The 26,193-nt window shown below is 58.8% G+C and carries 22 protein-coding genes and 6 pseudogenes; 20 read left to right on the plus strand and 8 right to left on the minus strand.

Features of this window, described 5'->3' with window-relative positions; all coding sequences use genetic code 11:
* Positions 1-50: 50 nt before the first annotated feature.
* Positions 51-239 (plus strand): annotated as a pseudogene (locus CLV78_RS24890) (transposase); the annotation flags it as partial.
* 974 nt (positions 240-1,213) lie between these two features.
* On the opposite strand, the gene CLV78_RS24845 reads toward CLV78_RS24890, so the two are convergent.
* On the minus strand, positions 1,214-1,531 hold the full coding sequence (locus tag CLV78_RS24845; RefSeq protein WP_342751795.1) for a transposase: 318 nt from the start codon (positions 1,529-1,531) through the stop codon (positions 1,214-1,216).
* A 42-nt stretch (positions 1,532-1,573) separates the two neighbouring features.
* On the opposite strand from CLV78_RS24845, the gene CLV78_RS23795 reads away from it, so the two are divergent.
* Complete coding sequence (locus CLV78_RS23795; protein ID WP_158263430.1) at positions 1,574-1,789, plus strand: hypothetical protein; 216 nt, start codon at positions 1,574-1,576, stop codon at positions 1,787-1,789.
* Here the strand turns inward: CLV78_RS23795 and CLV78_RS24895 are convergent.
* Positions 1,784-1,984, minus strand: a pseudogene (locus tag CLV78_RS24895) (IS5/IS1182 family transposase); the annotation flags it as partial. The gene CLV78_RS23795 and the pseudogene CLV78_RS24895 sit on opposite strands and share 6 nt — an antisense overlap.
* 534 nt (positions 1,985-2,518) lie before the next feature.
* Here CLV78_RS24895 and CLV78_RS05005 point away from each other — a divergent pair.
* Positions 2,519-3,682: pseudogene (locus CLV78_RS05005) on the plus strand (IS3 family transposase).
* Between the two features lie 165 nt (positions 3,683-3,847).
* Here the strand turns inward: CLV78_RS05005 and CLV78_RS05010 are convergent.
* Positions 3,848-4,828, minus strand: coding sequence for a LysR family transcriptional regulator (locus tag CLV78_RS05010; protein ID WP_158263431.1), 981 nt, complete (start codon positions 4,826-4,828; stop codon positions 3,848-3,850).
* An 89-nt stretch (positions 4,829-4,917) separates the two neighbouring features.
* On the opposite strand from CLV78_RS05010, the gene CLV78_RS24745 reads away from it, so the two are divergent.
* Positions 4,918-5,043 (plus strand): hypothetical protein, encoded by a 126-nt coding sequence (locus tag CLV78_RS24745; RefSeq protein WP_281261126.1) that lies wholly within the window; start codon positions 4,918-4,920, stop codon positions 5,041-5,043.
* Positions 5,044-5,236: 193 nt separating this feature from the next.
* On the opposite strand, the gene CLV78_RS05020 is transcribed toward CLV78_RS24745, so the two are convergent.
* Positions 5,237-5,962 carry an SDR family oxidoreductase gene (locus tag CLV78_RS05020; protein WP_106203621.1) on the minus strand — a complete coding sequence of 242 codons (726 nt, stop codon included), beginning with the start codon at positions 5,960-5,962 and terminating at the stop codon, positions 5,237-5,239.
* Positions 5,963-6,171: 209 nt separating this feature from the next.
* Here CLV78_RS05020 and CLV78_RS24430 point away from each other — a divergent pair.
* Positions 6,172-6,433, plus strand: a pseudogene (locus CLV78_RS24430) (transposase); the annotation flags it as partial.
* A gap of 106 nt (positions 6,434-6,539) precedes the next feature.
* Here CLV78_RS24430 and CLV78_RS05030 read toward each other — a convergent pair.
* Positions 6,540-7,607 (minus strand): annotated as a pseudogene (locus CLV78_RS05030) (IS110 family RNA-guided transposase); the annotation flags it as partial.
* 137 nt (positions 7,608-7,744) lie between these two features.
* Between CLV78_RS05030 and CLV78_RS05035 the strand changes: the two are divergent.
* The 9 genes and pseudogenes from CLV78_RS05035 to CLV78_RS05070 form a co-directional block, all read left to right on the plus strand.
* Positions 7,745-8,038: pseudogene (locus CLV78_RS05035) on the plus strand (integrase core domain-containing protein); the annotation flags it as partial.
* 192 nt (positions 8,039-8,230) lie between these two features.
* On the plus strand, positions 8,231-9,229 hold the full coding sequence (locus tag CLV78_RS05040; RefSeq protein ID WP_106203623.1) for a helix-turn-helix domain-containing protein: 999 nt from the start codon (positions 8,231-8,233) through the stop codon (positions 9,227-9,229).
* 110 nt (positions 9,230-9,339) lie between these two features.
* Positions 9,340-9,555 (plus strand): hypothetical protein, encoded by a 216-nt coding sequence (locus CLV78_RS05045; RefSeq protein WP_106203624.1) that lies wholly within the window; start codon positions 9,340-9,342, stop codon positions 9,553-9,555.
* A gap of 215 nt (positions 9,556-9,770) precedes the next feature.
* Positions 9,771-10,328 carry an HlyD family secretion protein gene (locus CLV78_RS05050; protein ID WP_106203625.1) on the plus strand — a complete coding sequence of 186 codons (558 nt, stop codon included), beginning with the start codon at positions 9,771-9,773 and terminating at the stop codon, positions 10,326-10,328.
* An 89-nt stretch (positions 10,329-10,417) separates the two neighbouring features.
* A complete protein-coding gene (locus CLV78_RS23805; protein ID WP_158263433.1) occupies positions 10,418-10,576 on the plus strand; it encodes a hypothetical protein in 159 nt (52 codons plus the stop codon).
* 25 nt (positions 10,577-10,601) lie between these two features.
* Positions 10,602-11,054: a hypothetical protein gene (locus tag CLV78_RS05055; protein WP_106203626.1), complete on the plus strand. Its 453-nt coding sequence runs from the start codon at positions 10,602-10,604 to the stop codon at positions 11,052-11,054.
* Positions 11,055-11,153: 99 nt separating this feature from the next.
* Positions 11,154-11,639: a hypothetical protein gene (locus CLV78_RS05060; RefSeq protein ID WP_146136637.1), complete on the plus strand. Its 486-nt coding sequence runs from the start codon at positions 11,154-11,156 to the stop codon at positions 11,637-11,639.
* A 14-nt stretch (positions 11,640-11,653) separates the two neighbouring features.
* Positions 11,654-12,874: a cation:proton antiporter gene (locus CLV78_RS05065; protein ID WP_106203628.1), complete on the plus strand. Its 1,221-nt coding sequence runs from the start codon at positions 11,654-11,656 to the stop codon at positions 12,872-12,874.
* A gap of 28 nt (positions 12,875-12,902) precedes the next feature.
* A complete protein-coding gene (locus tag CLV78_RS05070; protein WP_106203629.1) occupies positions 12,903-13,544 on the plus strand; it encodes a potassium channel family protein in 642 nt (213 codons plus the stop codon).
* A gap of 680 nt (positions 13,545-14,224) precedes the next feature.
* Here the strand turns inward: CLV78_RS05070 and CLV78_RS05075 are convergent.
* Positions 14,225-15,148, minus strand: coding sequence for a helix-turn-helix domain-containing protein (locus CLV78_RS05075; RefSeq protein WP_106203630.1), 924 nt, complete (start codon positions 15,146-15,148; stop codon positions 14,225-14,227).
* A 149-nt stretch (positions 15,149-15,297) separates the two neighbouring features.
* Between CLV78_RS05075 and CLV78_RS05080 the strand changes: the two genes are divergently transcribed.
* Entirely contained in the window at positions 15,298-17,064 is a 1,767-nt protein-coding gene (locus CLV78_RS05080) for an amidohydrolase (protein WP_106203631.1), read from the plus strand.
* 165 nt (positions 17,065-17,229) lie between these two features.
* On the opposite strand, the gene CLV78_RS05085 is transcribed toward CLV78_RS05080, so the two are convergent.
* Positions 17,230-18,270 carry a linear amide C-N hydrolase gene (locus CLV78_RS05085; protein WP_158263435.1) on the minus strand — a complete coding sequence of 347 codons (1,041 nt, stop codon included), beginning with the start codon at positions 18,268-18,270 and terminating at the stop codon, positions 17,230-17,232.
* A 223-nt stretch (positions 18,271-18,493) separates the two neighbouring features.
* Here CLV78_RS05085 and CLV78_RS05090 point away from each other — a divergent pair, with 223 nt between their 5' ends.
* The 5 genes from CLV78_RS05090 (at position 18,494) to CLV78_RS05110 (ending at position 24,308) form a co-directional block, all read left to right on the plus strand.
* Positions 18,494-19,531 (plus strand): linear amide C-N hydrolase, encoded by a 1,038-nt coding sequence (locus CLV78_RS05090; RefSeq protein WP_158263436.1) that lies wholly within the window; start codon positions 18,494-18,496, stop codon positions 19,529-19,531.
* A gap of 162 nt (positions 19,532-19,693) precedes the next feature.
* Positions 19,694-20,137 carry a nuclear transport factor 2 family protein gene (locus tag CLV78_RS05095; RefSeq protein WP_211300938.1) on the plus strand — a complete coding sequence of 148 codons (444 nt, stop codon included), beginning with the start codon at positions 19,694-19,696 and terminating at the stop codon, positions 20,135-20,137.
* A 124-nt stretch (positions 20,138-20,261) separates the two neighbouring features.
* Positions 20,262-21,062, plus strand: a complete 801-nt coding sequence (locus CLV78_RS05100; protein ID WP_106203634.1) for a hypothetical protein — start codon at positions 20,262-20,264, stop codon at positions 21,060-21,062.
* Between the two features lie 242 nt (positions 21,063-21,304).
* Complete coding sequence (locus CLV78_RS05105; protein ID WP_106203635.1) at positions 21,305-22,834, plus strand: hypothetical protein; 1,530 nt, start codon at positions 21,305-21,307, stop codon at positions 22,832-22,834.
* Between the two features lie 253 nt (positions 22,835-23,087).
* Positions 23,088-24,308 carry a hypothetical protein gene (locus tag CLV78_RS05110; RefSeq protein ID WP_106203636.1) on the plus strand — a complete coding sequence of 407 codons (1,221 nt, stop codon included), beginning with the start codon at positions 23,088-23,090 and terminating at the stop codon, positions 24,306-24,308.
* Between the two features lie 618 nt (positions 24,309-24,926).
* On the opposite strand, the gene CLV78_RS05115 is transcribed toward CLV78_RS05110, so the two are convergent.
* The gene (locus tag CLV78_RS05115) at positions 24,927-26,186 is read right to left on the minus strand and encodes a HupE/UreJ family protein (protein ID WP_158263437.1); all 1,260 of its coding nucleotides are present in this window, start codon (positions 26,184-26,186) and stop codon (positions 24,927-24,929) included.
* Between the last annotated feature and the right edge of the window lie 7 nt (positions 26,187-26,193).

A 26,193-nucleotide genomic window follows, 5' to 3' on the forward strand; every position in this document is an offset into this window, starting at 1 on the left:
TCGGCGCGATCTTGTTCGAAGCACCCGATCTTCAGGGGGCGAAATGGGCAATCGTTTCCCCACTGAATGATGAGAAGATCGCACGACTCCGTCCTTACTTTCGAAGAGCCATGGCAAGCCACGTGTCGATGGCGGGCATGTTCCGAGTGGCACAATCTTCATCACCCGCAATGGTTTGCGTTGAGCGGCCCACCAAGGGAGTATGGCCCACCAGGACGCTCTACAACCGCTGGAAGCGGCTCCTCTCGGGCATGCAGAGCATGCCCTGCCCGGCAGCGGGTCCGCGACGTCATCGGCGCCAGGACGCTGGCGGGCAACCTGCCATCAGCTGATTGGCGACTAAAAGATCGAGGATACTGAGCCGTTTCGCACCATCGGTCCGCGCGACAATGGCGAATGCGGACTGGCCCTGAGAGGCCTTGATAGGGATGCGGATTAAGCCCTGCATCCCTGGAGGCAAGTCGCGCGGCAAACAAATCAGACACGACAAACGAAGGGTCAAGGGACGCAAGAACATGCTCGGACGCCTGGAGGACTGTCGGCGAGTTGCCACCCGCTACGACAGATCCCCGACCCTATTCCCCTCAGCAAACGCGCTCGTAGCGACCCTAGTGTTCCGGCTCTGAGTCAATGAGACTTGAACCTAGGCTCTGGCCTGCCAACGGCGATCGGCAAATGTACCTCGTTCGCCGGTCACGATTGATCGCCGATCTTCGAACTCAGCGTTTCTTGCGTGGAGACCATCACCACCCCCTCTTCCAAATATCGCCATCAAGCTCATGCTTCGGGTCGTGGTCAGCGCGATAGCCATCAACATGGCGCAGGTTGAGTGCGACGTCCGACTTGCATCCCGTTGGCGAGCTCGAATTGACGATCGGCAAAGGGCCTGATCTCGACATCTTCAGAACCGCGTCCCGGTAGGTACATCGAAAGGCTGGCGTCACCCAGCCATCAACGGTTTTTTGGACTTGCATGTGGTCTCGCGGCCATTGGCGGGCAAACATGATCGAATGACGCTCTGTCTCGCCACATACAATGTAAGACAAGAGCCATGCGCCGAGCGACGGCGACCATCGCTACCGTACGCCCCCGACGTTTTGCGACAAGCGATGTCCAGGTTTGAAGCCGAGATAGGCACCTTCGATGCTTGGCGACCGTGGCCGCCTGACACAATACGCGGCGCAAGTTGGAATCCCCTTGCCGTCGCGATGCTTCACATCACATCTCGCGCGCCGGATTGGTTGCGGGATGGTGCCAGGCCAACCCAAGGGCCGACGCGTTTGGGTGACCGGAACCGGCAGGAATCATCGACCGCCGGCTTGAAGGTCAGCCCCACCGCCGCTCCGATCCCGGGAAAGTCACAAGAAGGCGGCAGACCGCGATCTAGCCATTGGGACGCGGCCAAGATTCCAGACCGACCAAAGCCGCCTCTCCTGACAGGGCCACAAGAGAAATCGCCAATCGCCTCGGGCTCACAAGCGGCTTTCGCCTCCTCTACGACCTCTCGGTGCTCGTTCAGAACGCAGAGCACCGGTTTTTTCTGGCGCAACGTCCATTCCGACAACCAGTTCCTTTGCAACGCCTCCGTCAGGTGCAGGTGCAGGTGCAGGTGCAGGTGCAGGTGCAGGTGCAGGTGCAGGTGCAGGTGCAGGTGCAGGTGCAGGTGCAGGTGCAGGTGCAGGTGCAGGTGCAGGTGCAGGTGCAGGTGCAGGGAATGGCGCCATCCCACGTCGAGCTGATCAAGTGCAACGGCGACATCATGCGCAGGCCCCGTTGCGGCATCTCATAGCCAGAAAATGACATTGGCGGCGAGGGCGATGGCTGACCGGCAGTCCTTCGGGCGCCGGTCGTTGCGGGTGGCAGTGCCAATTTTCGAGCCCGCTGGACTAGGTTTCAATACGGTTTCGACGGCGGCACCGCCGCTTGTCGTACTTGGCGGGTTTCTTACGCACTTTCTAGCAGAGATGCAGGCACGTATTCCCTTGCACTATTGTACTTCTCGGGACCATTCGGCGCTCGCCATTGCTTCTTGAACCCATCGCGCACCAAGGCTCGCTATCCCTATCGGCGATCAGCCCGTCGGCAACAGGAACGCTGTCTGGGAACGCCGCCGCACTTTCATCGTCGCGGGCTTGCCCGTTGGTCATCAGAACCGAATTGCGTGACCTGACGCCTCAGCAATCTTATGCAGCTTGGTCGCCATTCCGCCTGTCCGTGGGCGGAGTATTCCCCGGGTCGTTTCGTGAACTGCTTCACTCGGTCGGCCGGAGAGAGTTGCCCATCACGCCTCCTGAAAGTCGGAAGAGTGAAGCGGTCACCTGAGCAGATTGAAACCAAATCAATGGGCGCAGACCCCAAGTGCTCTCAAGGATAGCGGGGAACAGCCCGCTGGCCAGTCGGCACACATCGCTGGTGTTGTCCGGCCAATCGAGCGAGGCAGGGATTGTGGACACAGCCGCGCCTGGTCTTCCCTCCGTGAAGTGGTCCTCTGCAATGTTCAGTAAAGCGGAGGAATCACATGGCCAACAAGCGACCCAAGCCCGAGGAGATTGTACCGAAGTCACGGCAAGTTGAGGTTCTGACGGGGCAAGGTATGCCGCGTCTGGATGCGATCCGGCAGATTTGCGTGACTGAACAGACCTATTACCGCTGGAAGAAGAAGTACGGTGGAATGGGCACTGACCAATTGAGGGAACTGAAGCGGCTTCAGAAAGAGAACGAGAGGCTTCGCAAAGCTGTTTCTGATCTGACATTGGACAAGCTGATCTTGGCGGAAGCCGCGAAGGGAAGCTTCGTTCGCCATTGTGCTTGAACCAATGGCGCTACAACGGCTCACCCCGCTCGTCGCCGTGCTTGCATTGATCGTGTTCGTGCGGAGCTGAATTTCCCGGAACGCCGCGCCTGCCGGGTACTGAGACAGCACCGATCCACACAGCGCGGGGCGCCCGTTGGCCGCCGGGATGAAGAACGATTGGTGGCCGACGTGATCGAGTTGACCCGGCAATATGGCCGATACGGCTATCGTCGGATCGCAGCGCTGCTGAGAGATGCGGGCTGGCATGTGAACGACAAGCGGGTCGAAAGGCCGTGGCGACGAGAGGGGCTGAACGTGCCAATGAAACACCCAAAGAAGGGGCGGCTCTGGCTGAATGACGGATCGTGCGTTCGGCTACGGCCGGAGCATCGCAACCATGTCTGGTCTTGCGACCTCGTACATTGCCGGACTGACGACGGAAAGGCGTTCCGCACGCTCAACATCATCGACGAATACAGCCGGGAATGCCTGGCCATCCGTGTTGATCGCAAGCTGAACCCAGGCAACGTCATCGATGCGTTGAACGACCTGTTCATCCTGCACGGTGCGCCTTCGTTCATTCGGTCTGACAATGGCCCGGAGTTCGTTGCTCAAGCCGTGCAGGATTGGATCAAAGCCGTCGGCGCAAAGACGGCTTGCATCGAACCAGGGTCACCCTGGGAGAACGGATACTGCGAAAGCTTCAACGCCCGGTTCAGGGATGAGTTCTTGAATGTCGAAATCTTCCAGAGCCTGCGAGAAGCTCGAATCCTGATCGAAGAATGGAGGAAACACGACAACACGAAACGCCCACATAGTGTTCTGGGCCACCGCCCTCCGGCCCCGGAAACCATCGTCCAGATGGACCGAAGGCCAGTCATGCACTGACAATCAGATTGCACCACTCAAGTGAGGCTGATCAGCTTGGGCGGCGCTTGGAGCAGAGCGTTTCCGAGAGGTCGTCGAAGCGGCGCGCGTGGATGACGGCTTCGAGCATAGGGCGCGAAAATCCCGCGGGTTAGCTATTGGGTTGGGGGACGTGGAGTGGTTTTTCTACTTGAAGGTAGCGGCATAACGTGGAGCGAAGAATCTTGTGAAAGCTCTCACTTCTTGCCTCCTGTAGGCGTCTGGCGAAATCAGCATCATGTTCGACCTGGTCAGTTCCTCGATGGAACCTGAACAGCGAATGAGTGAGTCGTCGGAGGCTGCGATTCTCAGGTTGACCAATCCCAACCCGTGACCGGACCTGATGGACGCCTGCACCAACTCCACCTCATTGAATGACATGATGATCTGGTCAGGTGAAACGCGGCGCAAAAGCCACTTGTGCAAATAGTCCGGCACATCGTCGTGCTCGTACGTCACGAACCGGTGGCCGCGCAGGTCGTCCAGTGACTTCGGAAGGCCGAACTTGTCGGCGTAGATTTGCCCTCCGAACAATGCCCAGCGTGCAGTGCTGATCTTTCGGCAAATCAGGTTTTCGTCGAATTCGTTCTTGGCTATCCGGAACGCGATGTCCGCCTCGCCTTCAGCGAGGTTCAAGACCTTTACGCTTGGAATGAACTCGAATGCGACGCCCGGGTTCGAAGCGGAGAACTCGCTGAACAGATCCATTACCCTGTCCGAAAAAAAACCAGGTGAGGTGACCCGAATGGGTCGTTGCCGGCCCAGTTCTCGGACATTGTCGACAAAACTATCAACGGCCTGTTCAACACCCTCTGCCAAGGCCACAAGGCTTCTGGCTTCCTCTGTTGGCTTGAACCCGCGCGTGTCGCGCGTAAACAAAGTGAGACCGGTCTCGCTTTCCAATGCCTCAATGCGCCGGGCTACGGTTGGCTGAGAAATACCCAGCTTGCGTGAAGCCGCCAGCGTCGAGCCCTCCTGAATGACAGCGAGAAATACCCGAATGTCCGACCAGTTTCGGAGTTGGCTATTCATATTTGTAGAACAACACAACGTCGCGACGGATACCAGAAAATTGGGTGTAGCAGCTACGATTGAAACAACGAAACAACTCTCGAAGGGATCGAACAATGGCATCTCATACCATGTCGCCAAGCATCTGGGGCAGCTTCGGAAACTTGTTCGGTGGCTTGACCGGGAACCGCGCCGGACATTCGAATATGGAACCGTCTCATGAAGAACGAAGTGCAGAACGAGATATCATCAACGAGATGATCTGGAACAACCCGGACGCGTTTTCTAGCGAACTCGACGTGCAGAGCATAATGCTGATGTATTCTCACTAGTTGTGATCGGTTTCCAATCGTCCGAACCGTAAAAGCGGACATCACTGAGCTTCACCCATTGTCTCCAATGCGCGTCGAGCGGCCGACTGGTTGAGGCCGCAGACCGGCGGGTTTGTCGCGTTCCCATTTGGCGTACTCCACCACCGGGTTGTTCTTTCTGGAACCCGATCCACCTGGCGCCGGGACAGAACGCCTAGCGAGAGAGGAACCCTCCATCTACCGGAAGCGAATGGCCATTGATCATTTCCGAAGCGTCGCTCAGCAAGAATGCAACGATCCCCGCGATGTCGCCGGTCTCGGCAAATCGACCGATCGGCATCCGGTCAAGAACCGGCCGGGACTTTGCAGGATCGCTCCACGCTTCGGCAGCAAGTTCCGTCAGCGTAATGATTGGGTTGACGCAGTTAACGCGGATGCCGTGTTCACCGAGTTCGTTGGCCATCACGCGGCTCATTGCATCCAAGCCGCCCTTTGAAGCGCAATAGGCCGCATGGTCCGCGAAGCCTACGAAAGAAGACATGCTTGAAACCTGGACGATCGCGCCGCCACCGCCATTTTCGATGCGATGCGCCGCAAACTCCTGTGAGACAATCATTGCGGCACGCAGATTAGTGGCGATGATCCGATCAAAATCATCAGTGGAAACATCGAGAAATGATTGCAGTATGTTGGTTCCTGCACAGTTCACGAGGAAATCCGCCGGCATCGCTTCTCGCGCTGCGTTTCTTGCAGCGACTGCATCTGCCAGATCGACGACGATGTAGCGTCCGCCAATCACGTCACAGAGGCTCTGCAAATCCGCTTCGGTACGCGCCATCGGAACAATCTGAGCTCCCATCTTCGAAAGCCCAAGTGAGATTTCGCGCCCAATCCCTTTTCCGGCTCCGGTGACTACGACTGTCTTGTTTGAGAAGTCCATATTCTCGCCTCCTTGGCGTACTTTCTTGGACTCTTCGGGAGGGTCACTCAATAGCTAGGCCGTGTTGACAAAAGAGTTTCACCCTACGCGCTGATCCTGATTCATAATGTCATCAGCGATGAAGACCAGCTTGGCACGAGACTTGATGTCGGAATGAAACGGGCCGGGTTTCGGTCCGGGGGGGGGCCGTTGCCCCGGTGAATGAGTAGGCGTTTGTCGCACCGTTTATCTGTTCTGTCCGCGCCCCAAATGGGCGCAAACCCACCAACCATCGCCTTGTTCTTGAAGGTGTTCTCTTGCTCCTCCTGAACAGGAGAGCCTTGGCGGGACTTGCCCGAAGTATTCGGAAAAGCGTCCCACCTCTATCGGCAGTTTCAGCGCTGGACGCTTTTTGGCTTCTGGGAGCAGATCCTGGAGGCTCGGATAGAGGGCCGATTCGTCCCTGACGACCTTCGAATGGTCGAAAGCACTTTCGGTCTTCCCCCAGTGAAGTAGTCCTGCGCTATGTTTAGGAAAACCGAGGAAACACATGGCCAACAAGCGACCTAGGCCCGAGGAGATCGTAACGAAGTTACGGCCGGTTGAGCACGGCAACCTGGCCAGCCATCCAGAAGGTTCGGCGAAGCCGTGCATTGCCATATTTGGAGATGCGGCTTTGTCCTCGGAACATGCCGGACTGCACGGTTGCGAGGTCCATGCCGCAGAACTTCAAGAATTGGCGGTGATGGCGGAAACGGCGCAGATCGCCAGCTTCGGCCAGGATGGTCATGGCGTTGATCGGACCGATGCCGGGAATGGTTGTCAGCAATTGGTAGTCTGGGTGATCGGACAGAAGCTCGACAGCCCGCGCCTCGATCTCATTGCGCTGTCGAACCCGGCTGCGCTCATCGGCCAGCACGAGGCGGAACATGCGAACGGCATCGGAGTCCGGGTGAACGGGCAGACCGACAGAGCCAACCGCTGTGGCGTAAATATCTGAAAGCAGGCGTTCTTTGGATACTTTGCGACCAACCACTTGCCAGGCATCGGCTACGAAAGCTTAGCGGCCCATGGCTGAGATCATTTGCGGTGTTGGGTACTTCTCAAGGAACGCCAGGAACCAATCCGTCCGAGAACTTCGGTGAAATCGCTCCGCCTCGTGAAAATACAGCGGCAGGTAATGCGTGAGAATGCGGTGCTACAGCTCGGTCTTCGAACGCGAGACCATCTCATGCGTCTTCGACAGCTCCTGGATGTCAGCAATGCCCATTACCAGCGGATCGTGGAAGAACTGCACCGCGCCGATTACCAGCATGTGCAAGATCACCTGGGCGTCCTTCGGATCGTTCTTGTCCCAACTGTTGTGAAGGGCTTCGCGCGTCCGAGCCACCCCGACAGAGGACACGAGCTTCAGTTCAAACCCAGCCTAGCCGAGATGGTGCGCCAACGGTCGATGATAGTTGCCGGTTGCCTCGAACCCGATCCTCACGGGCAGGCCGTAGTCCACAAGGATGGCGGCCAAGCGCCGAAAGTCGTCGAGCGTGTTCGTGATCGTCAAACGACGACGGCGCTTCTTGCCAGGAACGCCAATCAGTACCTCGTGGCGGTGCTTGGAAATGTCGATGGCGACCAACAAGGTCGAGGCGGTAGTATCGGTGGCGGTCATAGCCGGTCTCCTCAGCGGTGTGGTTTGTGCAAAACCACTGTTGAGACCTGAGACCCGGCTATGGCCAACCGCTGCGCTATCTGAAGGCTGCGCGCGCGGCCATAACCTCAAACAAGCGCTTCTTCCCGAGGTGCTACGGCCCGGAGTTCATTGCGCAGAAAGTGCGGGACTGGATCGCAGCCGTCGGCGCCAAGACCGCCTACATCAAACCAGGCTCACCATGGGAAAATGGCGACTGCGAGAGCTTCAATGCCAGGTTCCGAGACGAGTTGCGCAACGGGGAAATCTTCTACTCACTGAAGGAGGCGCAAATCATCATCGAGGATTGGAGGAAACACTGCAACACCATCCAGCGCTACAGCGCCCTGGCATACCGAACACCCGTGCCCGAAAGCGTCATCCCGTTGGACCAGAGGCCGGTAATGCACTAGCTTTCAATCCGGACCACTCGATGGGGGCATTCTAAAGGGTTCATTCGCGTTGCACTGACCGCCGGTTCGATCGGCTGTGTCGATGGAAACCCACAGAGATCGTTTTGTTTGACGTTTCTGCCAGAAATGATCGAAACTGCGAATGCGCTGAGCCGCAACCAGGTCTCATGACAAATCCCGGGGGAGACAGAGTTGGCCAACCTACCGGTCACTCGGGCTGCGCATGTCATCGCGTTCTGTGAAGAGTTTTGGCGACTTGGGGCGCCTGTCCAAACCCAATTGGAGCGAGCGCGGCTGCCGGCGTTGCTTGAGGAGCAGCCGGATGCATATGTGAGCTACATCTTCGCCACGTCTTTCGTGGGTCAGACCGCCGCCGCTGAAGGGATCGAAGATGTGAGCTGGCTGGGGGCGAATGCCTTGCGAGACGGTCAGTTGAACGCCTCCCTGCGCGACGCGATGTTCCCGGCGCACACCGTTTCGAGCCGGTTGAAGCGGTTCTTCGTGCTGAGTAGAATCGAGAATTCAAACCTCAGGGTCGAAATGCGGGCCCACGGAAATCGCGTGCAGATCATCTCGAAGATGGACATTTCCAAGAACACTCCCGGGAGGGACGCGCCCAATTGGACCCAGGTTGCATTCATAATCGAGGCGATCCGCAGCATCGCCGGCCCTGACTGGGCGCCGGCGACCATCTGCTTCAAGACGGCGTTTGACGTCTTCCACGACGCTCTGGAGGCATGTGACAACACCCGCATCATTACCGGCGCGCCAACGACGGCAATCTACTTTTCTCGGCAGGCCCTTTCATTGCGGGCACAGGTAGCGAGCATGCCGCAGGCTCATGACCAACCTGAAAGCGTGGAGATGAGCGACTTGGATTGCCTGCGCTCCGTCCTACGACCCTATTTCCGAGGTAGGCCTCTGGCGATCTCGGAGGCGTCAGAGATTTTGGGCACCAGCGTTCGAACGCTGCAACGGCGGTTGCAGGAACACGGCACCTCCTACAGCGAGCTTGTGGACACAACCCGCTTTTCCATCGCTGCTGACCTTCTGACCCACAGCGACCGCCGCTTGATCGAGGTTGCCATTGCGATCGGATACGAGGATCTATCGAATTTCGCACGCATGTTCCGAAAGTACGCCGGTATGAGCCTCGGCGAGTTCCGCCGCGCTCAGGCCGCGCGGGCCTGACCGGCAGTCCCGTCGGCTGCAACTCCAGGTCATTTCTGGCGCGATCTGATCAAACAGGCGTCACACGCTCTCATGGGCTTTTCTCGACGGCAGTTTCGCGGGAGGAACCGATGAACCGACTTGGATTGGCCCTACCCGTCGCAAGCCTGTTGCTGCCTGCCATTGCCGACGCTCAGGAAGCGGATCGGTCGACCTCCCTGTTCGATGGTTTCGAGAAGCGCCAGACGGCGGCGTATTTCGTGTCGGCCACTTCGACAATGGAAACCCGGTTCGGCAGGCTCGAGTTCGACGGCGGGGGCTTTCCCACACCGGATACTGCCCAATAAACTGTTCGACGAGATGGACCTGCAGCGGGCCACTCAGGCCCCCATGGGTTTCTTCCCAAACATGTTGCTCCACTCTATCGTGCGGGCACGAGATAGGTGGGCGACGTCCCCCTAGCCGCGGCGTGCATGTTGCCCGCCCCCTTCTCGGTGCCGGTGAGATTTCTCGCGAGGTTGGCGCGATCTGACCAAAATCGCTCCGTAAGCCGAGGCATCTCTTGCAAAAATCCCTGCCGTCCACGTCGAGCGGAGGGCAGAATGAAACCCACGACCCGGGTGCTGGTGTTGCTCGCCCTGATCCTGCTTGTCTGGTTCCTGTTTGCGACCGGCTGACACCGTTCTCCAACAATGCGCCCGTCAAGGCGGTGGTCACCCAGATCGTGCCCAAGGTATCAGGCGAAGTCATCGAGGTGAATGCGGTCAATGGCGAGCGGGTACAGGCTGGCGCCGTTCTGGCCCGGGTCGACCCGCAACCCTACGAGATTGCCCGCGACAGGGCGCAGGCGGATTTGCAGACGGCGCTCCAGCAGATCGGGGCCGGTTCGGCACAGGTCGCGGCGGCGCAAGCGCGCCTTGCACGAGCAACGACCGATCTCAAGAACACGCAATTGCAAACCGCGCGGGTGTTCGAGATGGAAAGGAAAGGACTGGCCGCCGCCGAAATCGCATTGAGCGGGGCGAAAGCCGATCTGGAACGGGCGCAAGCCAGCTTGGGCCGAAGGAGGAGGACAACCCGGTTGAGGTTGTGCTCGACATTCATCCCGGGCGCATCCTGAATGGTACCGCTAAGAATTTCTCGACCGCCTCGTCCATCGGCCAAGGCTCGCCCGATGGTCTTTCGACGCTACCCCGAACGTCGGGTTGGATGCGTGATCCGCAGCGCTTCCCGGTACGGATTATCCTGCCGGGCTACGAGACCGGGCCGGATGCCGAAGACGATGTGAATTCTCAGTTCAACGGGCAGGCCGAGATCGTCGTCTTGACTGGCGAACGCGACGTGCTGAACATGTTTGGTGGGTGGTAAATCCGCCTGATGGCACTTCTGTCCTGTGCGTGCTGAGGCCGTTGCGCCGGTTGGGGTCGAGCGCAAGGGCGTTCGGCTGGCGATTGGCGTGGCCGGGATCTTCATCACCGCCATGGCCTTTCAATGGCCCTTCGCTTTCCTGAGCGCCGTCTTCACGGCGATGTTCCTGCGGGCCCCGGCGCCGCCGAGCATCGCCGACGGGGTCAGACTGGTCCTCTTGGCCTTTGCGTTGCTGATCTTCGGCTACGGTCCCTTCTCGATCCTGCGGCCCGATCGACCGAACATCGTGATCGCGCAGATCCTGTTGCTGATGGGGGCCTTCTGGCTCTCGGTCACCGGCAAATCACCCCTGCTGGTGGTGCTGGCATTGCTGGAGGCAGTGCTGATGCCCTACCTCGTCCACCTGTCGCTGGACCTCGCCCATAGCTTCGGCTCCTGGTTGCCGACGAACATGGGTTTTGTCCTGTTGGCGACATAGTGCGCCTTCACGCTCCTCTCCGCGGCGCCCTCGCCGGAGGCAGTCCAGCAGTACGCTGCCAAGGTGGGCCCGCATGGTCCAATCCGCCGGCTCGTTCGCATGACGCTGGTAACCGCCGCTTATTCACCCTCTTCTTCATGTGCGACCGCGGGCGCGGTCATCACGCTGATCTTCGTCGCCATCCTGTCTCACCAACTTGCCGCCAGTGCCGCCGAAGGCCCCAGGGTCGCCAAGGCCATGCTGCTCGCCAACCTCATCGGCGGCTTCATGGCGTGGGTGGCGCACGAGTTGATCGTGATCAACCCGACCTTCACGTTCATGGCGCTGACCGTACTTCTGCTCTGTTTCACGCTGTGGAACCGGCTGATCTCCGGCAACCCCTCCGCCCCGCTTGCAGCGACCGCCCTCACATCCGCGCTGATCATCCTCGGCGGCGCAATGGCGCCCTTGGGAAAGGACATCGACCTGAAGATCTTCGACCGCCTCTTTCAGTTGGCTTCAGCCCTCGCATGGGTGCTACTGTCCTTTGTCACCATTGACGAGATCCTGCCCGAACGCCGCGCCGCCCCCCAGAGCGCCCAATAGGAACGCGACACATCATGGAACACTACCTCGTCCATATCGCCCTCGTGATGCTCCTCTATTGCCTGTTCTCGGCAAGGATCGGCTCTTTCGGCATCACCATGCCCATGGTCTTCCTCGGGCTGGGCGTCCTCGTCGGTATCGATGGCGAGCCGCTGACCCTGGCCTACGCCACGGCCTTCCACCACCTGGCCGAAGTCACGCTTGCCCTGCTTCTCTTCGCCGACGCCACCACCCTGCGCCGCGATGCCCTCGACAAGATTGGCCAGCGGACGGGTCGGATGCTGCTTCTGGGACTGCCCTTCGCGATCCTTCTCGGCGCCGGGATCAACCTCGTCCTGTTGCCCGACTGGCCGCTCTGGGAGGTCTGCCTGCTGGCCGCATTGCTTGCACCGACCGACGCGGCGCTGGGTCAGTCTATCCAGTCGAACACCCGTATCCCGCAGACCTTCCGCGATGCGATGAACGCCGAAAGCGGGCTGAACGACGGGCTTGCCCTGCCTTTCGTGATCTTCTTCGCCGGTATGGCCATCAGCGGTGCAGGGGCCGGCGACGTCGGCGACGGCTCGCTGCTCAAACTGGTGGCCACCCAGATCGGACTTGGCGCCGCAGTCGGCGTGGCGGGCGGCTTCGCCATCGGCAAACTGCGGAATTTCGTTCTGGAGCGGGAGTTGATGGACCACGGCCTCGGTCAGGTTGCAACGCTGATCCTCGTCGCCTTCATCTTCTTCGCTGCCGAACATGCCGGGGGCAATTCCTTCGTCGCCGTCTTCGTGGCCGGCATCGCCTATGCCAATGCCGCCAGCGGGTCGGTTAGCCACGCCCGCCACTTCCTCGAAGGCGACGGGCAGTTCCTCGCCATGCTCAGCTTCTTCTTCATCGGCGCACTGTTTGTTCCGGAGGCGCTGGAGTACCTGACATTCGCAGGGTTCTTGGTCGTCATCCTGTCGCTGGTGCTCGTGCGCCCGGTTGCCATATGGCTCTCGCTCATGGGCACGGACACATCGCCCAACGAACGGCTCTTTTACGGCTGGTTCGGCCCGCGCGGGCTGGCCACCGCCCTCTTTGCCGTCTTCGTGGTGATGGATTTCGAGGGCGTGGAGAATATCGAGGGCATCCTCGTCATTGCGATCACCGCCGTGCTGATCTCCGCCTTCGTGCACGGGATCACGGCGAAATACGCGCCAGAGATCTTTCGCTTCGGCGACATCAGCGACAGGGACGGCCAGGGTCGTTGAACTGGACGCGGAGGAACGAGGAGCCGACATGCTGAGAGATACCCCCGAGGTGCGTTGGGGTGCTTTGCTGGTGCTGCTGCTGGTGGCGATCCTGCTGGAGCCCGTGTTCGGTGCGTCGCGGCCGGTCGAACTGCTGGGGCTTGCGCTCCTCCAGTTCGTTGTCGTGCGCGCCCTGTTTACCAGCGTCACTGACAGGCGGGGCCGTATTGCGGGCCTCGCACTTGCGCTGTTCTGGTTCGGCGCGACGCTGTTTGCCATCTTCGTCGACGCCCTCCACGGGGTCGTCGCCGCTGTCTCCGTCCTTATGCTGGCCGGTGCGCTCTACGTCACCTTCCGCAACCTTCTCGACCGCGAGGCCGGCGATCTGGAGGCGCTCGTCGGCGCGGTCTTCGGTTATGTCCTGCTGGCAATGGCCTGGGCCATGTTCTTCGTGCAGATCGAACGCTGGCAGCCGGGGGCCATTTCCTTCCCAGACGACGCGCCGCTCTGGTCCTCGTCGGTCTACTACAGCCTGGTCACCCTGACCTCCCTCGGCTACGGCGACATCCTCCCCGTGCATCCGCTCGCCCGAGTCATGTCGGGGCTGGAGGCCGTCGTCGGCGTGCTCTACATAGCCGTCATGATCGGAAGTATCGTCGGAAGCTACCGTGGACGGCGCTACGACAAATAGGCCTTGCAACAGAACACGGCACAGGTTCCGGGGCAACTTCCAGGAGGCATTTTGAGTTTGAAGGTGGCATGAAAAACGGGGCGGGATTAAACCTCTAGAGTCCGTCTCTGCAACAGGACGGCGAAAGCACGCTGCCGCGCCGAGTTCCCGCTTCTCGACCTTTTTTTTAGGATTTCTGCGCAACTCATCAAGGCCCGAAACAGGCTCATTCCTGCATTGCGGCGGCGCAGCGGGCAACACATGAGCTGCGCTCCTTGAGCGGACATCGCCGCAGTTCAGTTTATTCCCGGCCTTCAGCCAGTTAACCCCAAAAGCAGAACTTCGGCAGCTGGAAACGATAGTTGGTTCAACAGCGCCGGAACGACCGCATCGAGCCCACTGCGGACCCATCGGAAACTCGCTGCGCGCGCTCGCAGAGAGTCTATCGCTGCAACCCCGCAAAAATCGCCGCTACAACGCGGCGAGAAAAGCCACCATTCCGGCAGGCCGCAGCGATGCTTCAAGGGCGAATGAGCAAGGTGCGGACAAACCGGTCGCTCGCCTCCGGTTGGCCAACTGGCGCTTTCTGCCCGGAGCCGACGTTCATCGTTAGCCGTTCGAACAGCCGCCTCCAGCCGCTGTTGATCGATTGGCAAGAGAACGAACTCGACGCAAAAACTGAACTGGTGCTGCTACCAAACCTAGGCAGACCCACGAAGGGTCTTTGATGGTGTTTCACCGAAGTGAGAGCGATAGAGTCCAGCTGTTCGTCCGAGATGCGAGAACCCGGCTTCATGCATCAACTTGGAAACCGTTGTGTGGCCGGGTGCGCCTTCGCGGAGGAGCGAGCGCAGCTTGTACAGGCGAAGCATTTCGTCAACCTTACGCGGACCAAGTCCAACTTGGGCTTGGAAAGCGGCGTAGAGTGACCGCCTTGAGCAACCTACTGTCGCGCTGAGTTTGGCCCCTGAAGCATCAGTTTCAGATCCGTGCTCTTTCAAATATTCCGTAGCCGCTTTGACAATTCGGCCTTGCGAGCGGACCGATCCGCGGACACGTGCTGCAGTGATTGGATTGTAAAGGGCATTGCTGGTGAGCGCATCGAGTGCCGTCAGCAGCCGCTCTACTCGAACCGTTGTTTTAACGATAGTGCCACGACTAGCCAGCGCCGTTTCCAACTCCATAAGCGCGGCAAACTCCTGGGCGGACCGCGTGGAAACTTGCAAGTGACTTGGCGTTGGAAGAATCCAGCCTCTGTCCTTCGCTACCGATATGGGCAACTCAACCATGTAGTTACATGTGCCTGGCTCCACGGTGTAGTCCCATTCCGTTCTGCCCAGACCGTGCCATGAAACAAAGGTTTGGCTTTCAAGTTGTCTGGACAGGAAACGGATTGGGTCACCCTTGGGCATCAACAGACCCAAGTACAACCTGTCGCCCGTCTGGACCTCCTGAAACCAAAAACGACTCTGAAAACTCTCGATATGGACGCGCAAGGAACCAACCGGCGCTGACCGGACGAGTGCTCGCACCTTGCCCCGCCCGAGGGGCAGGATTTCGTGCTGCACATCCGGATAGACGGGCAAGTCATCAACCGATTTGATTTCTGTGACCCAGTAAACCACCGACTGTCGTCGCTCCGGAACCGCTGCGTGAAGAGCAACGCGATGGTTGATTTGTTACCAAAATAAGCACTAATCGGATAGTCAAACTTCTGTGTGCCGATAGCGTTCTTGAGAAGAGACAACTAACTGCCAATCGCTGGAGCACACCCATGAAAATAGCAATATATTCAGCTGCATCGTTGCTCGTGGCCGCAAGCGCTTTCGCTCAGAGCGCCGACCGCATATTGCTGAACGGGACCATTGAAACGATGAACCAAGTGCAGCCCGCTGCAGAAGCCTTGGTCATAAAGGACGGACGTATCCTGTTTGTCGGCGACAGCGAGGACGCTCAGGCCTTTGTCGGAGACACGACCGATGTGATCGATCTAGGCGGGAAGTACGCTACGCCCGGCGTGATCGAGTCGCACAATCACGTCGTGTCGTCGAAGTGGATCACGACCGGAGTCAACGTCAGTGACGCGCGGTCGGTCGACGATATCGGGCGGATGATGAAGGAGTACGTGGACGCCAACCCGGGCGAGACCGGCCCCTTGATCGGCTTCGGCTGGATGCCGGCGAACCTCGGCAACGTGCAGCCTCGAGCGGCCGACCTCGACAAGTGGGACCTTGGTCGTCCGACGATGGTCATTGGCAACGCCTCGCACGATGCGGTTCTGAACACGCTTGCACTCGAAGCGGCCGGGATTACCAAGGATACGCCGGACACGCAGCCGGGCGTGATCTACTGGGAGCGGGATGCCGACGGTAACCCGACGGGTCTCGCGATCGAAACGATCTTCTTCGAGGCCTATGTCGACATGGGCGCTTGGGATCCGGAAACCATCGTGCCGCAATCGGCGGATTTCCTTCAGGATTTCCTGGCCAGCAAAGGGGTGACGACGGCGATGGTGCCGGGACTGGTCACGCCCGGTCTGTCGATCAGCACCGAAAAGGCCAAATCCGACATGCGCGAGATCATGGCCGTGTTGAAGGAGCGCGAGGATGCGGGCCACGCTAAGCTGCGCCTGAACGTCATGCCCTGGTACAAGCTGCCCGATGCCGATGCGCAAGATATCGTCGATTTCGCGCTGGAGATGAAGGCGCTCTACGACACCGACATGTTGCGCACGGACAAAATCAAGGTCCACCCCGAGAACGCCTGGCTGTCACGCGGGGCGACGCAGCTTGTGCCCTATCTGCCGGCCAATCCTGGCGATGCACCGACGTGGGGCACCTATGGCGTTCCGCCCGAACGGCTGTTCGAGATGGTCAACCGGGCAAACATGAACGGGCTGGACGTGGTCACGCATGCTGACGGCTCGCGATTGATCAAGCGATTGCTCGACATCATCATCGAGGCGAAACAGTACTACCCGGACGCCCGCAACCGGCTCGACCACCTAACCTCGATGGACGACGAGACCCGCGACCGCATGGTGCTGCACAATGTTGGCAGCAATGCCAGCCCGCTCTTCTACAACGAGCTGGACTCGGGGCGGAACGGGTCCGAACTGTTCAAGATCATGCAGGAAGCCTTCGCTCGAGAAGCTCATGGTCAGTATACCGAGTTGGCGCAGATGTATGACAACCTTTCGCTCTCCGGCGACGCACCGGGTGCGCCCATCGAGCGGGCCTATCCGTCCTACCTTTTCCAGCAATCCATGACGCTGATCGAACCTTCCATCGAGGGCGCCCAACCGTTCCCGGACTGGCGCCCGGTTATGACAATCGATCAGGTTTTGAACGCCTACACTCGTGCTCCGGCATGGCAAATGGGCATGGAAGACGTCATCGGGACGCTGGAAGTGGGCAAATACGCGGACATCGCGATCTGGGAGAAGAACCTGCGCGAGATCGCCGGCGAGAACATGATCGAGGAGGCGAATGTCGTCGGAACACTACTGAACGGCGAGTTTACCCATCGCGATGGTATGTGAAGGAACCGAATACCGAGACTTACTCTGGCCATGCGGGACAGCCCGGAGGAGATCAACGCGTCGGTGACGAGCTTCTTGCAACAATGAGAAGGACGGCGTGCCCATCTTTAGGCTCGACGTCCCCGCTCTGCCTGACGCTGTTGCGCCATGCTGAAAAGATTCCCGTCAATTGACGGGGACTTCTGAATAGCTCGGTGTGACCCCGTAGATGTCCTGTGCCGAATACTCGACCGTTGCGAAGTCGATTGCGTCTATATCAACCTTGCGAATGTCGAGATTGTCGTAGGTGCGCAGGTAGTAGTCCTTGTTGCCGAAGTCGATGACGACCGAATAGGCATCCATTTGCGGTTCATCACTGAGGAAGCGCCAATAGACCGAACCGCGCGGGATCTCCATCGCATTGACCGTCGACCAGGCCATGTTCACACCGTCCATGTCGGTGTTCACCACGTCGGTGTCGCGGGTCATGTTGATGGCTACGAGGTTCAGAAAGCGCCCTTCCGGGCTTTTGTCGAAACCGGCAAACCGCTCTTCCGGAAAGACTGCCTTTGCGTCCTCGTAGCTCGTCCCGTCGATGAGCGACTTCGCGAACGACATCTGCGTAGGGTAGGCGGGATCGTTGGTCATCACGCCAAGTGTGTTCTCGTAGACGTCCGGCGTGCCTTTGCCGTTGGTGTACTCGACCACAACAGAACGTTCCGCATCGGTGATGACAAAGTGGAAGCCGATCGGAATATCGCCGAACTGGCTCATGTTGTCGGTTTCGATAGCGACGGTCTTGAGCAGTTCGACGGCTTCGTCGGTGCTGGAGGCATTGCCGAGAACCATGGCCGGCAGCTGCAGGACGCTGAGATCGCCTTTGCCTTTCTCGGCATAGACGCTGGTTCCGAGCGCCAGGCCCTCGATATTCACGCCGTGCTCGTTCAGTCCGGACGAAACGAAAGGATCGTCGCCATGCTTCAGGCCGACAAAGCCATGTTCGATTTCGACTCCGTGGAAATCGTGCCCTTGCGGAACGACGACAAGTTGCTCGTCAGTCTCGATGGGCAGCTCGTTGGTGCGGCCGGCGAAGTGGTTGTCGTTGGCCGAGAAGTTGAAAAATGAGCAGGCCGTTGCGGTCATTGCGGTAGTGCTCAATGCGGTCGCGAGAACGGCGGTGACAGCCATGGACGCCAGCGAGCGGGGTTTGGAGGTGGAGGGGATCATCATTTCTTCCTGCAGGTTGGGGACGTTTCCGTCTGCGTTTGATGAGGAAGATCTAGCCGCTGACCTGTCTGCTCGGGAGTTGAGCAACGGTTGCCAAACGGTTCGGACCAAATGCCGGTCAACCGTTAGGCAACCGTTACCCAACTCCTGCGCCGCTTCAATTGAGGTCATCTGTTGCCCATCAAACGAACTCGATGCAACCGCCAGAAATGAGGAAAAAGAAATGACCAAATTTACCTGGAAATCAAAAATCGTCAGCGCTGTTCTCGTGGCGGCTCTGAGCTCCACCGCAATCACCGCAAATGCCTGCTCTGCCTTCGTCTTCGACACGCCACAGGGCAACCAGATCCAGGGCCGCACCATGGAACTGGGCTTCGAGGCCGGCGAGCGCTTCATGATCGCGCCGCGTTTCCATGATCTCAAGGGTGTCAGCGGCCCGATCGGCTATGTTGGTATGCGTCACGCCGACACCGAATGGGTGTCGTCCGGCATGAACGAACACGGCCTGTCGGTCGAGGGCAACGCACTTGCCGCGTCCTCCTATGCACCGGAAGGCGAAAACCACATCAATTACCTGAACATCGGCGCCCACGTTCTGGCCAATGCCAAATCCGTCGACGAGGCTGTCGAGATCCTGAGAAATACGAAGGTGTCGACCACCAAGATCGCCGTTGCCCATGGCGTGGAGGTCGGCATGCACTTCTCCATCGCTGACACAGAGCGGCGGATCGTCGTCGAGTGGCAAGACGGATCCGGCTATCCGGAGATCTTCGAGAATCATGTGGGCGCGATGACAAACGACCCGATCTACCAGGAACAGCTTGGTAACGTGATGGCCATGCTCGACATGCAGGGCGAGACCCTGGACACCGCGCAGGCAACGATTTCTGAGCAGACCTTCTCTGGCTTCGACAAGTCGTCCCAGGGCCGTTTCGAACAGGCCGCAGCGCTGAACCATGTTCTCGACCAGTCGGTCATCAAATCGGACCTCGATGCGGTCAACACCGCCTGGTCGATGGTCAATGTCTTCGATATCCCACGTGGCACGCTCTACTGGCGCTGGCTCGACCCCGCGCCGCAGATGGTTGGCTACAGCATCGTCGCGGATACCGGCAACGCCGACTACTACTTCCGCACCTATGACAACCAAGAGATCCGCAAGGTTGACGTGGACGGGATCGACTGGACGACAGTCAAGTACACCGAGAAGCCGATCTTCGGGACGCTCGAAGGTGTCGGATATACCGATTTCCTGAACTGATCACTGGCGATACCAACGGCGCGGCACTTGGAGGCACAGGTGCCGCGCATCCTTCAACACCTCTAATGAAAAGCTAGAAAGATGCTTGAACTTGAACAGAACACCCGAATCGTGAGCAATCGTCTTCGGAGATCACGTTGTAGTCTCCGTCTGGCGATCCCAATGGCCCTTAGCCTCCTGGTAGCGCCGCTATTCGCTGAAACGTCACCTGAAGCGGAAGTTCAAAACGCAGTCGATGCGCTATGGAGCGCTGCCAGCAATCTTGACACGGACAACTCCTTCGGTCGCTCCCTGCCGAATGATGGAGGATTCTACATCATGGACGGACACGTCGTCTGGACACGGGAAGATACTCTGGATCTTTACCGCGAAACGTTCGGCGCGGCGGGGAAGAACGAGATCGCGATGTCGGACGAGCGCGTGACCATGCTAGCCGACGATCTGGCGCTCTATGTTGGCGCTGGTTCATATGACATGGCTGATCCGGCTGGGGCGTCCATGGGCAATGGACCGATGGCGCTGACCCTCCTGCTGAAGAAAGTGGCTGGAGAATGGTTGCTCATGCATGCCCATCAGTCCTTCCCAAGTGGGGAGCAGGCGGGCTGACTCTTGCATGATCAACGATCACGAACCGTTCACACCGTAGGATTTTGCACAAAATGGATAGACACTGACGAACTGTCAGAACAAAGGTCGGTCTCAAAGTATGCTCACAGCGAGACCAACGACAATGACAAAGCAGTTCTTCCCGGTTGTCGCCATTGCCAGCCTGGTCGCGACCATTTTCAGTGGTTCAGCCCATGCGCAAGATGATTGCGATGCCGCCTGTCAGGCAGCGCGAAACGCTCAGGACCCGCTCGCACCGGTGACCGCGCTCTTCTCCGACAATACCATCGGTTACGGTCCGAATGACGAAGACACCACCTATAATTTCCAGGTTCAGGGCGCCACGACAATTGAAACGGAGGCGGGAAACCTGATCGTTCGGGGCATTTTGCCGTTTCTTGGCAAACCGGATGACCCCCTCGCCAAGGATCTTGGCGCCGGCGATGTGATCGGTCAGTTCTTCTGGGTTCCGCATGCCGAGCCGGGTGCCTTCAAGATCGGCTTCGGGCCGCAGTTCTCGTTGAAGACCCGAGACACCAAACTTGGCGGGCCCGGAAATGGTGCCGGCATTGCAGTTGTCGGGTTCGGCTTTGCCGGAGATCTGTCCTATGGCGGTATTCTCGGACATCTTTGGGGGGAAGACGATTTCTCGGTTTCGACCATCCAACCCATCGTTTTCTACAACCTGGAGAATTTCCTCGGTGGATCCTACATCGGGTACAACAACTCGGTGACCTATAACTGGAACACGGAGAAGGGCCTCGAGGGCTGGACCGTGCCCGTCGGCCTGACGCTTGGCAAGACATGGCCGCTTGACAATGGTGGAGCGTTCGACGTCAGCCTCGGTGGCTACGCTATGGCCGCAAAGCCGGACGGTGCAAACGAAAGCCAGTTCAAGTTCTCGTTCAACTACTTCTTTCCGTAGAGAGCGGTTGCAGTTCTCCTGATCGACAAAACTGCCGTACATGCCGGTGAGTTGCCGAAGCCGACAAGTTGTCCGGAATGGCAACGGGGGCCGCGGGACTGGTCCATACCATCGATCCATTGCCGTCTTAAAGGCGCCGCTTGCGGATGGCACCTGCTTGCACAAGGCAATAGATTGTCCGACAGTTCTGTTGTGACGCTTGATGCGTCAGCGAAACCGAGGCCGTTTCAGAGAGGTAAGTTGTGCCGGACGAGGTGAAGCCTGATCAGATCAAGCGGCAGCTGGAGAGAATGACGAAATCGCCTGATTTCAATGCAGGTCCTCGTGCCAAACGCCTTCTTGCCTATATTGTGAATGAAGAACTTGATGGACGTGGCGACTTGATCAAAGGCACGACCCTCGCAATAGATGTTTTTGGCCGAGGCTCAGACTTTGACTCCAATACCGATCCTGTTGTTCGTATCGAAGCGGTCAAGCTTCGCAAAGCCATCAGCACCTATTACCGGACTGGTGGCGTCGATGACGAAATCGAGATCTCGATCCCGAAAGGACGATACCGCCCTTCATTCAAACACGGGCCGCCCACGCAATCGTCGCCACCTGAAATCCCGTCCCAAGGATTGCCCTCGATCCATGTCCAGCCCTTTGGCGGTTCCGAAGGCGAGATGGCAATGCAATTTCGTCAGGCACTTCCTGAGGATATCGCCCTTGAGCTGACCCGGTTCGGTCATATCGAGATTGTCTCCGATTGGGATCAAGAAAAGGATGGCGGCTCTGAAAATCCGTTGGAGGGCTCGCACTATGCGCTGGCAGGAAATGTACGCGAGTCAGCCGGGCATCTGCGAATCTCAGTGACACTTTCCAGATTGCCCGGTCGCACTGTAATTTGGTCCGAACGGTTCAGCGCCAACCTGCTCGATGGCGATCCGTTTAGCGATCTGGAAACCATTGCCCAGACCTGTGCAATCCGCCTTCTGGGTGCATATGGCGTCGTTGCTGAAGACGTAACCACGCACCTTTCGGAGCATGCCCAATCCAACACGGACGTCTATGAAGCGGTCTTGGCGCTGCATGCCCAGTTGCGGACATCGCGGAGAGAAAGCTATCGCTCTTTCGAGACCATCGCTTCAGATGCGTTGCGCGAAAATCCCAACAGTGGGTTGGCCCACGCCCTCGTCGTCATAGGAATGTTGGATGCGTTTTCGATGGGGAACAGAGGAGCCGACGGCCTGATTAGCGTGGGGCGTCCATTGGCGGAACGTGCCATTGTTCTCGCACCGAACTGCCAGGAAGCGCTGTTTGCCGCCGCAGTAATCGCCCGTTTGCAAGGAGATGAAGAGCGATTCAATCACCTGATCCGCAGCGCTCTTGCCGCCAATCCAAATGGCACGTTGATGATTGCCCTTATTGGAGCATGGCTCCTGCGGCTTGGAGAGGTCGAAACGGGCATGAGACTGCTGGACGAAGCCTGCGAAAAAAACCCATCTCTACCGATCTGGACTAGGGTGTCGCGTACGATGGGACCAATAATGTCCGGTGAGTACGAGTCCGCATCGGACACGGTCCGGAACCTCGATGCACGCGACAGCCTGTATGATTGGATGCTGATCACGGCCTCACATGGTCTGGCGGGACGCGGGAAAGAAGCCGGGGCAGCCTTGAAAGCATTCAAAGATGCCGAGGTCGATCCGTTGGAGTTCTTGGCCTCTTTTCCGATGCACGAGAAGCTGGCCCAACGGCTCCAAACCGGCTTGACCCGCGCGACAGCGTGATAGCGTCAACGCGTTGCGCGTTCGACAGATCAACGTCTTTTAACTCATTGATTTTTATCCATAGAACATGGGTTGGTTCCAGACGCCGAATATGCCCCGGAGTTCGATTCCAAGGTCTCCGTCAGAACGCTCAACTGCGCGGCGGCAACCGTTTGGAAACCGTCGCCCAACTCCTTTAGGCTCAAAGCCACGTCTATCTCTTCCTCATCAGTAAGCGGCGTCCCAAACGCCACGAACCGAAAGGAAACGAGAAATGACCTCCCGCACGAAATCACCGCTGATGAACCGGCGTAACCTCCTGAAACTCGGCGCAGCCCTGAGCGTTGGCGCTGCCGTGGGACGCGTTCCCAAGGCCCTTGCAGCCAGCGCGCCGCAAGCCACGGCCAGTCAGAAGGGACCCGGCGATGCCTATTTCCGGGATCAGGCCAAGGGCATCCGTTGCTACGTCGAATCCGAGTGGGCTCCGCTTAAGGCCTGCATGGTGGGTCACCCGCATTCGCTCTACATCTCCGACCCGAACACGCCGGAAAGCCAGAACATGCTGGCCGGCAACGCATCGCCCGAACTCCTCCAGTTCCTGAACACCTACAAGGGTCAGAACCTCAAGGATGCCGATCCGGCGCTCTACGAGGTCTTTGCACATGAATCGGATATGTTGGCCAAGAACCTTCGCGATGCCGGGGTTCATGTGATCCGAAACGAGAGCGGACAGGTCGCAGATGAGCTCATCAACTACAGCACTGGCTGGGGACGGCAGAAATACTGTTCGCTTTTCATGCAAGCTGCGTTCGAAGTCGTTGGACATTGCCTGGTGTCGACCTGGGAGGCTTCCCCGAGCCGACCTCTGGAACTCGAATACCGTGCTGCCGTTAATGAGATCATGCAGAACGACCCCGAAGCCGTCTGGTTGACCATGCCTGCGCCGTATCCATCGCGCGACGTTCCGACGCCGGCCCCCTTCTTGAGTGCTGGTGATTTCCGGATCATGGGCGACAAGACACTGGTCCTCGGCTACGGCGTGTCCGATCCCTCGCACATCAAAGATCGGACGAAAGGCCGCTCCTCCGGTGACGAGTTCGGTGGCGAAATCCTTCGGCGGATGCTGGCAGCTTATGGCTGGACAGTCGAAGAGGTCTATTTCAACCGCAACCTCTCCTACCACATCGACTGCGTGATGATGGTCGTAGACGAAGGACTCATCGGCCTGCCGGAAAACGGGCTGTTCACGCCTCTGTCCGACAAGTTCAGGGACTGGCAAGTTTTCACCATTCCCCAAGAGGAACTAAAGGCTGGCATTGGGAACTCGATTCCGCTGGGTAATAAACGCATCCTGGTTCCGGAGGGTGGTCCCAAGACCGTAAAAGAACTGGAAAGGCGTGGCTACACGGTTATCGAAACGCCCTATCAGACCATCTACGGCGCCTTCGCGAGTGGTATTCACTGCTCGACCGCACCGCTTTGGCGCGAAGCCTGAGTGACGAAGCGAACCGCGTAATCAACTACGCTAGCGCCGCAACTACCTTTTCCCGCCGCCTGCTCCAAAGGGCGGCGGCACTCTTTTGCAAACAGCTCGAGTGTGAGAACGAGGTATCGGAAACCCGCAGAAATCGAGTTCTGTGATTTGCCGCCATATTTGCGCATTGCATACATGTTTTGGGTGCTACTCGACGGGGTTGTTTTTGGCGCTCGATCTCCAGACGTTTGGAGCGTTCGCAGCGAATGTCTGCATACCGCCCATTCTTACTGATGCTGCCTCATCCACGAAGGTCTCCAGTGAGCTCACATCCGACTTGCGGCAGCGCAGAGCGCTGCGCTTGAAATGCCCTCTGAGAGCGAACATCGGCACCGTGTAGGTTATTCTCGATATTCAGTCAGTTAACCCGATCAGTGAACCTTCGACATCTGAAAGCGGGCGCCGGTCGAACAGCCCGGAATGACGGCACTGAGCCCACACCTGCCGGTCGATAGCACAACGACAACCGCCTGCTTCGCCATTTCTTCGCGACTTTTCTCACAGGTTTCGCGTCTCGTCCGATCGGATCAACCGGGTATATTCTGCCGACGGAATCCAAGGGCCAACAATCTGGCCTCCCTATCCGAGCAGAAACGCCGCCCGCTCTACCGCCCAGACCGCTGCAACGACGGATACCGATGCGGCGATGGCCCCTCGGGTGCCGGTCCAAACCACCTTCGGCATGCGGCGGAATATCAAAATTGCCGGCCAAATCAGGGCTACTATGGCGAGTTGACCAAACTCGACCCCAAGGTTGAAGGCCAGCAGGCTCTGCCAGACGTTGTCGGCATCCACGCGCAGGATCTCTCGCAGCATGAAGGAGAAGCCAAACCCGTGCAGTAGCCCGATGGCCGCCGTAACGGCAACGGCGCTGCGATTGTTGCGGGCGCTACCGGGGCGCTGGAGCACGGCATCGGCTGCGGCCCATATGATACTTAGAGCGATGGCCGTCTCAACGGCCGGTATGAACCATGCAGCCGACGGGGCGAGGCCAAAGAACCCGAGCACGAGCGTGACCGTGTGACCGATCGTGAACCCCGTGACACGCGCCAGAAGTGCTCCGAGGGTCGTCGCACCTATCACCATGCAAATCACGAAGAGAACGTGGTCGATGCCTTCGACTATGTGGCGAATGCCTTCGACGAAGAAAGTCGATGCCGCCGAAACGGACGAGTCTGACACCAGAACCGGATCAGTCATGAGCCCTGTGGCCCTGTAGGTTCGGGTCGTGTCGCCCCGGTAGTCGAGGATGAGATTTGCCGTTTCCTCCTGCCCCGGAAGACCTGGGTCGGTCATCATGGCAATGCTGTAGGCAGGCACCAAGCCCGCCGGAACTTTCAGGTGCACGTCCACCACCGTGTCGCCGACATAGGTTTCGCCCAAATCTGCGGACACCACGGCACTGCCATCCAATGCCAGCATGGCCTCGTCCCGGGTTGCAAAGCCCGGCTCGCTGGCAATCCTGTGAACGCGCACGGACACGACCTCGGCGTCAAGCGGTCTGCCGCCAGCTTCGATCCGGAGCCCATCCGCCGCGATCAGGCCCAGGCCATGCGGATCTGCACGAAGCGCGCCCGGATCGACCAGATGCATGGCCACCCCGCCTTCGAGCCGGTTCGACGTGAAGGGCGCAGGGGTGGGCAGTCCATCGGCGCCAACTGGCCCGAGTTTGTCCGCGACTAGGTATGACATCGGTGTGCGAAGGTAGATATCCAGCCCCTCCGGCCCATGCACGACATGGAAAATCCGCACGTTCAGATTGAGCGTGAAATGCGCCCAAGCCACGTCGCTCACCGTGAACGACAAAAGGGCAATCAGAAGGGTAAGTAGCCGTTTCATTGGTCGC

This window comes from Aliiruegeria haliotis, assembly GCF_003003255.1.
Taxonomy (GTDB): domain Bacteria; phylum Pseudomonadota; class Alphaproteobacteria; order Rhodobacterales; family Rhodobacteraceae; genus Tropicimonas; species Tropicimonas haliotis.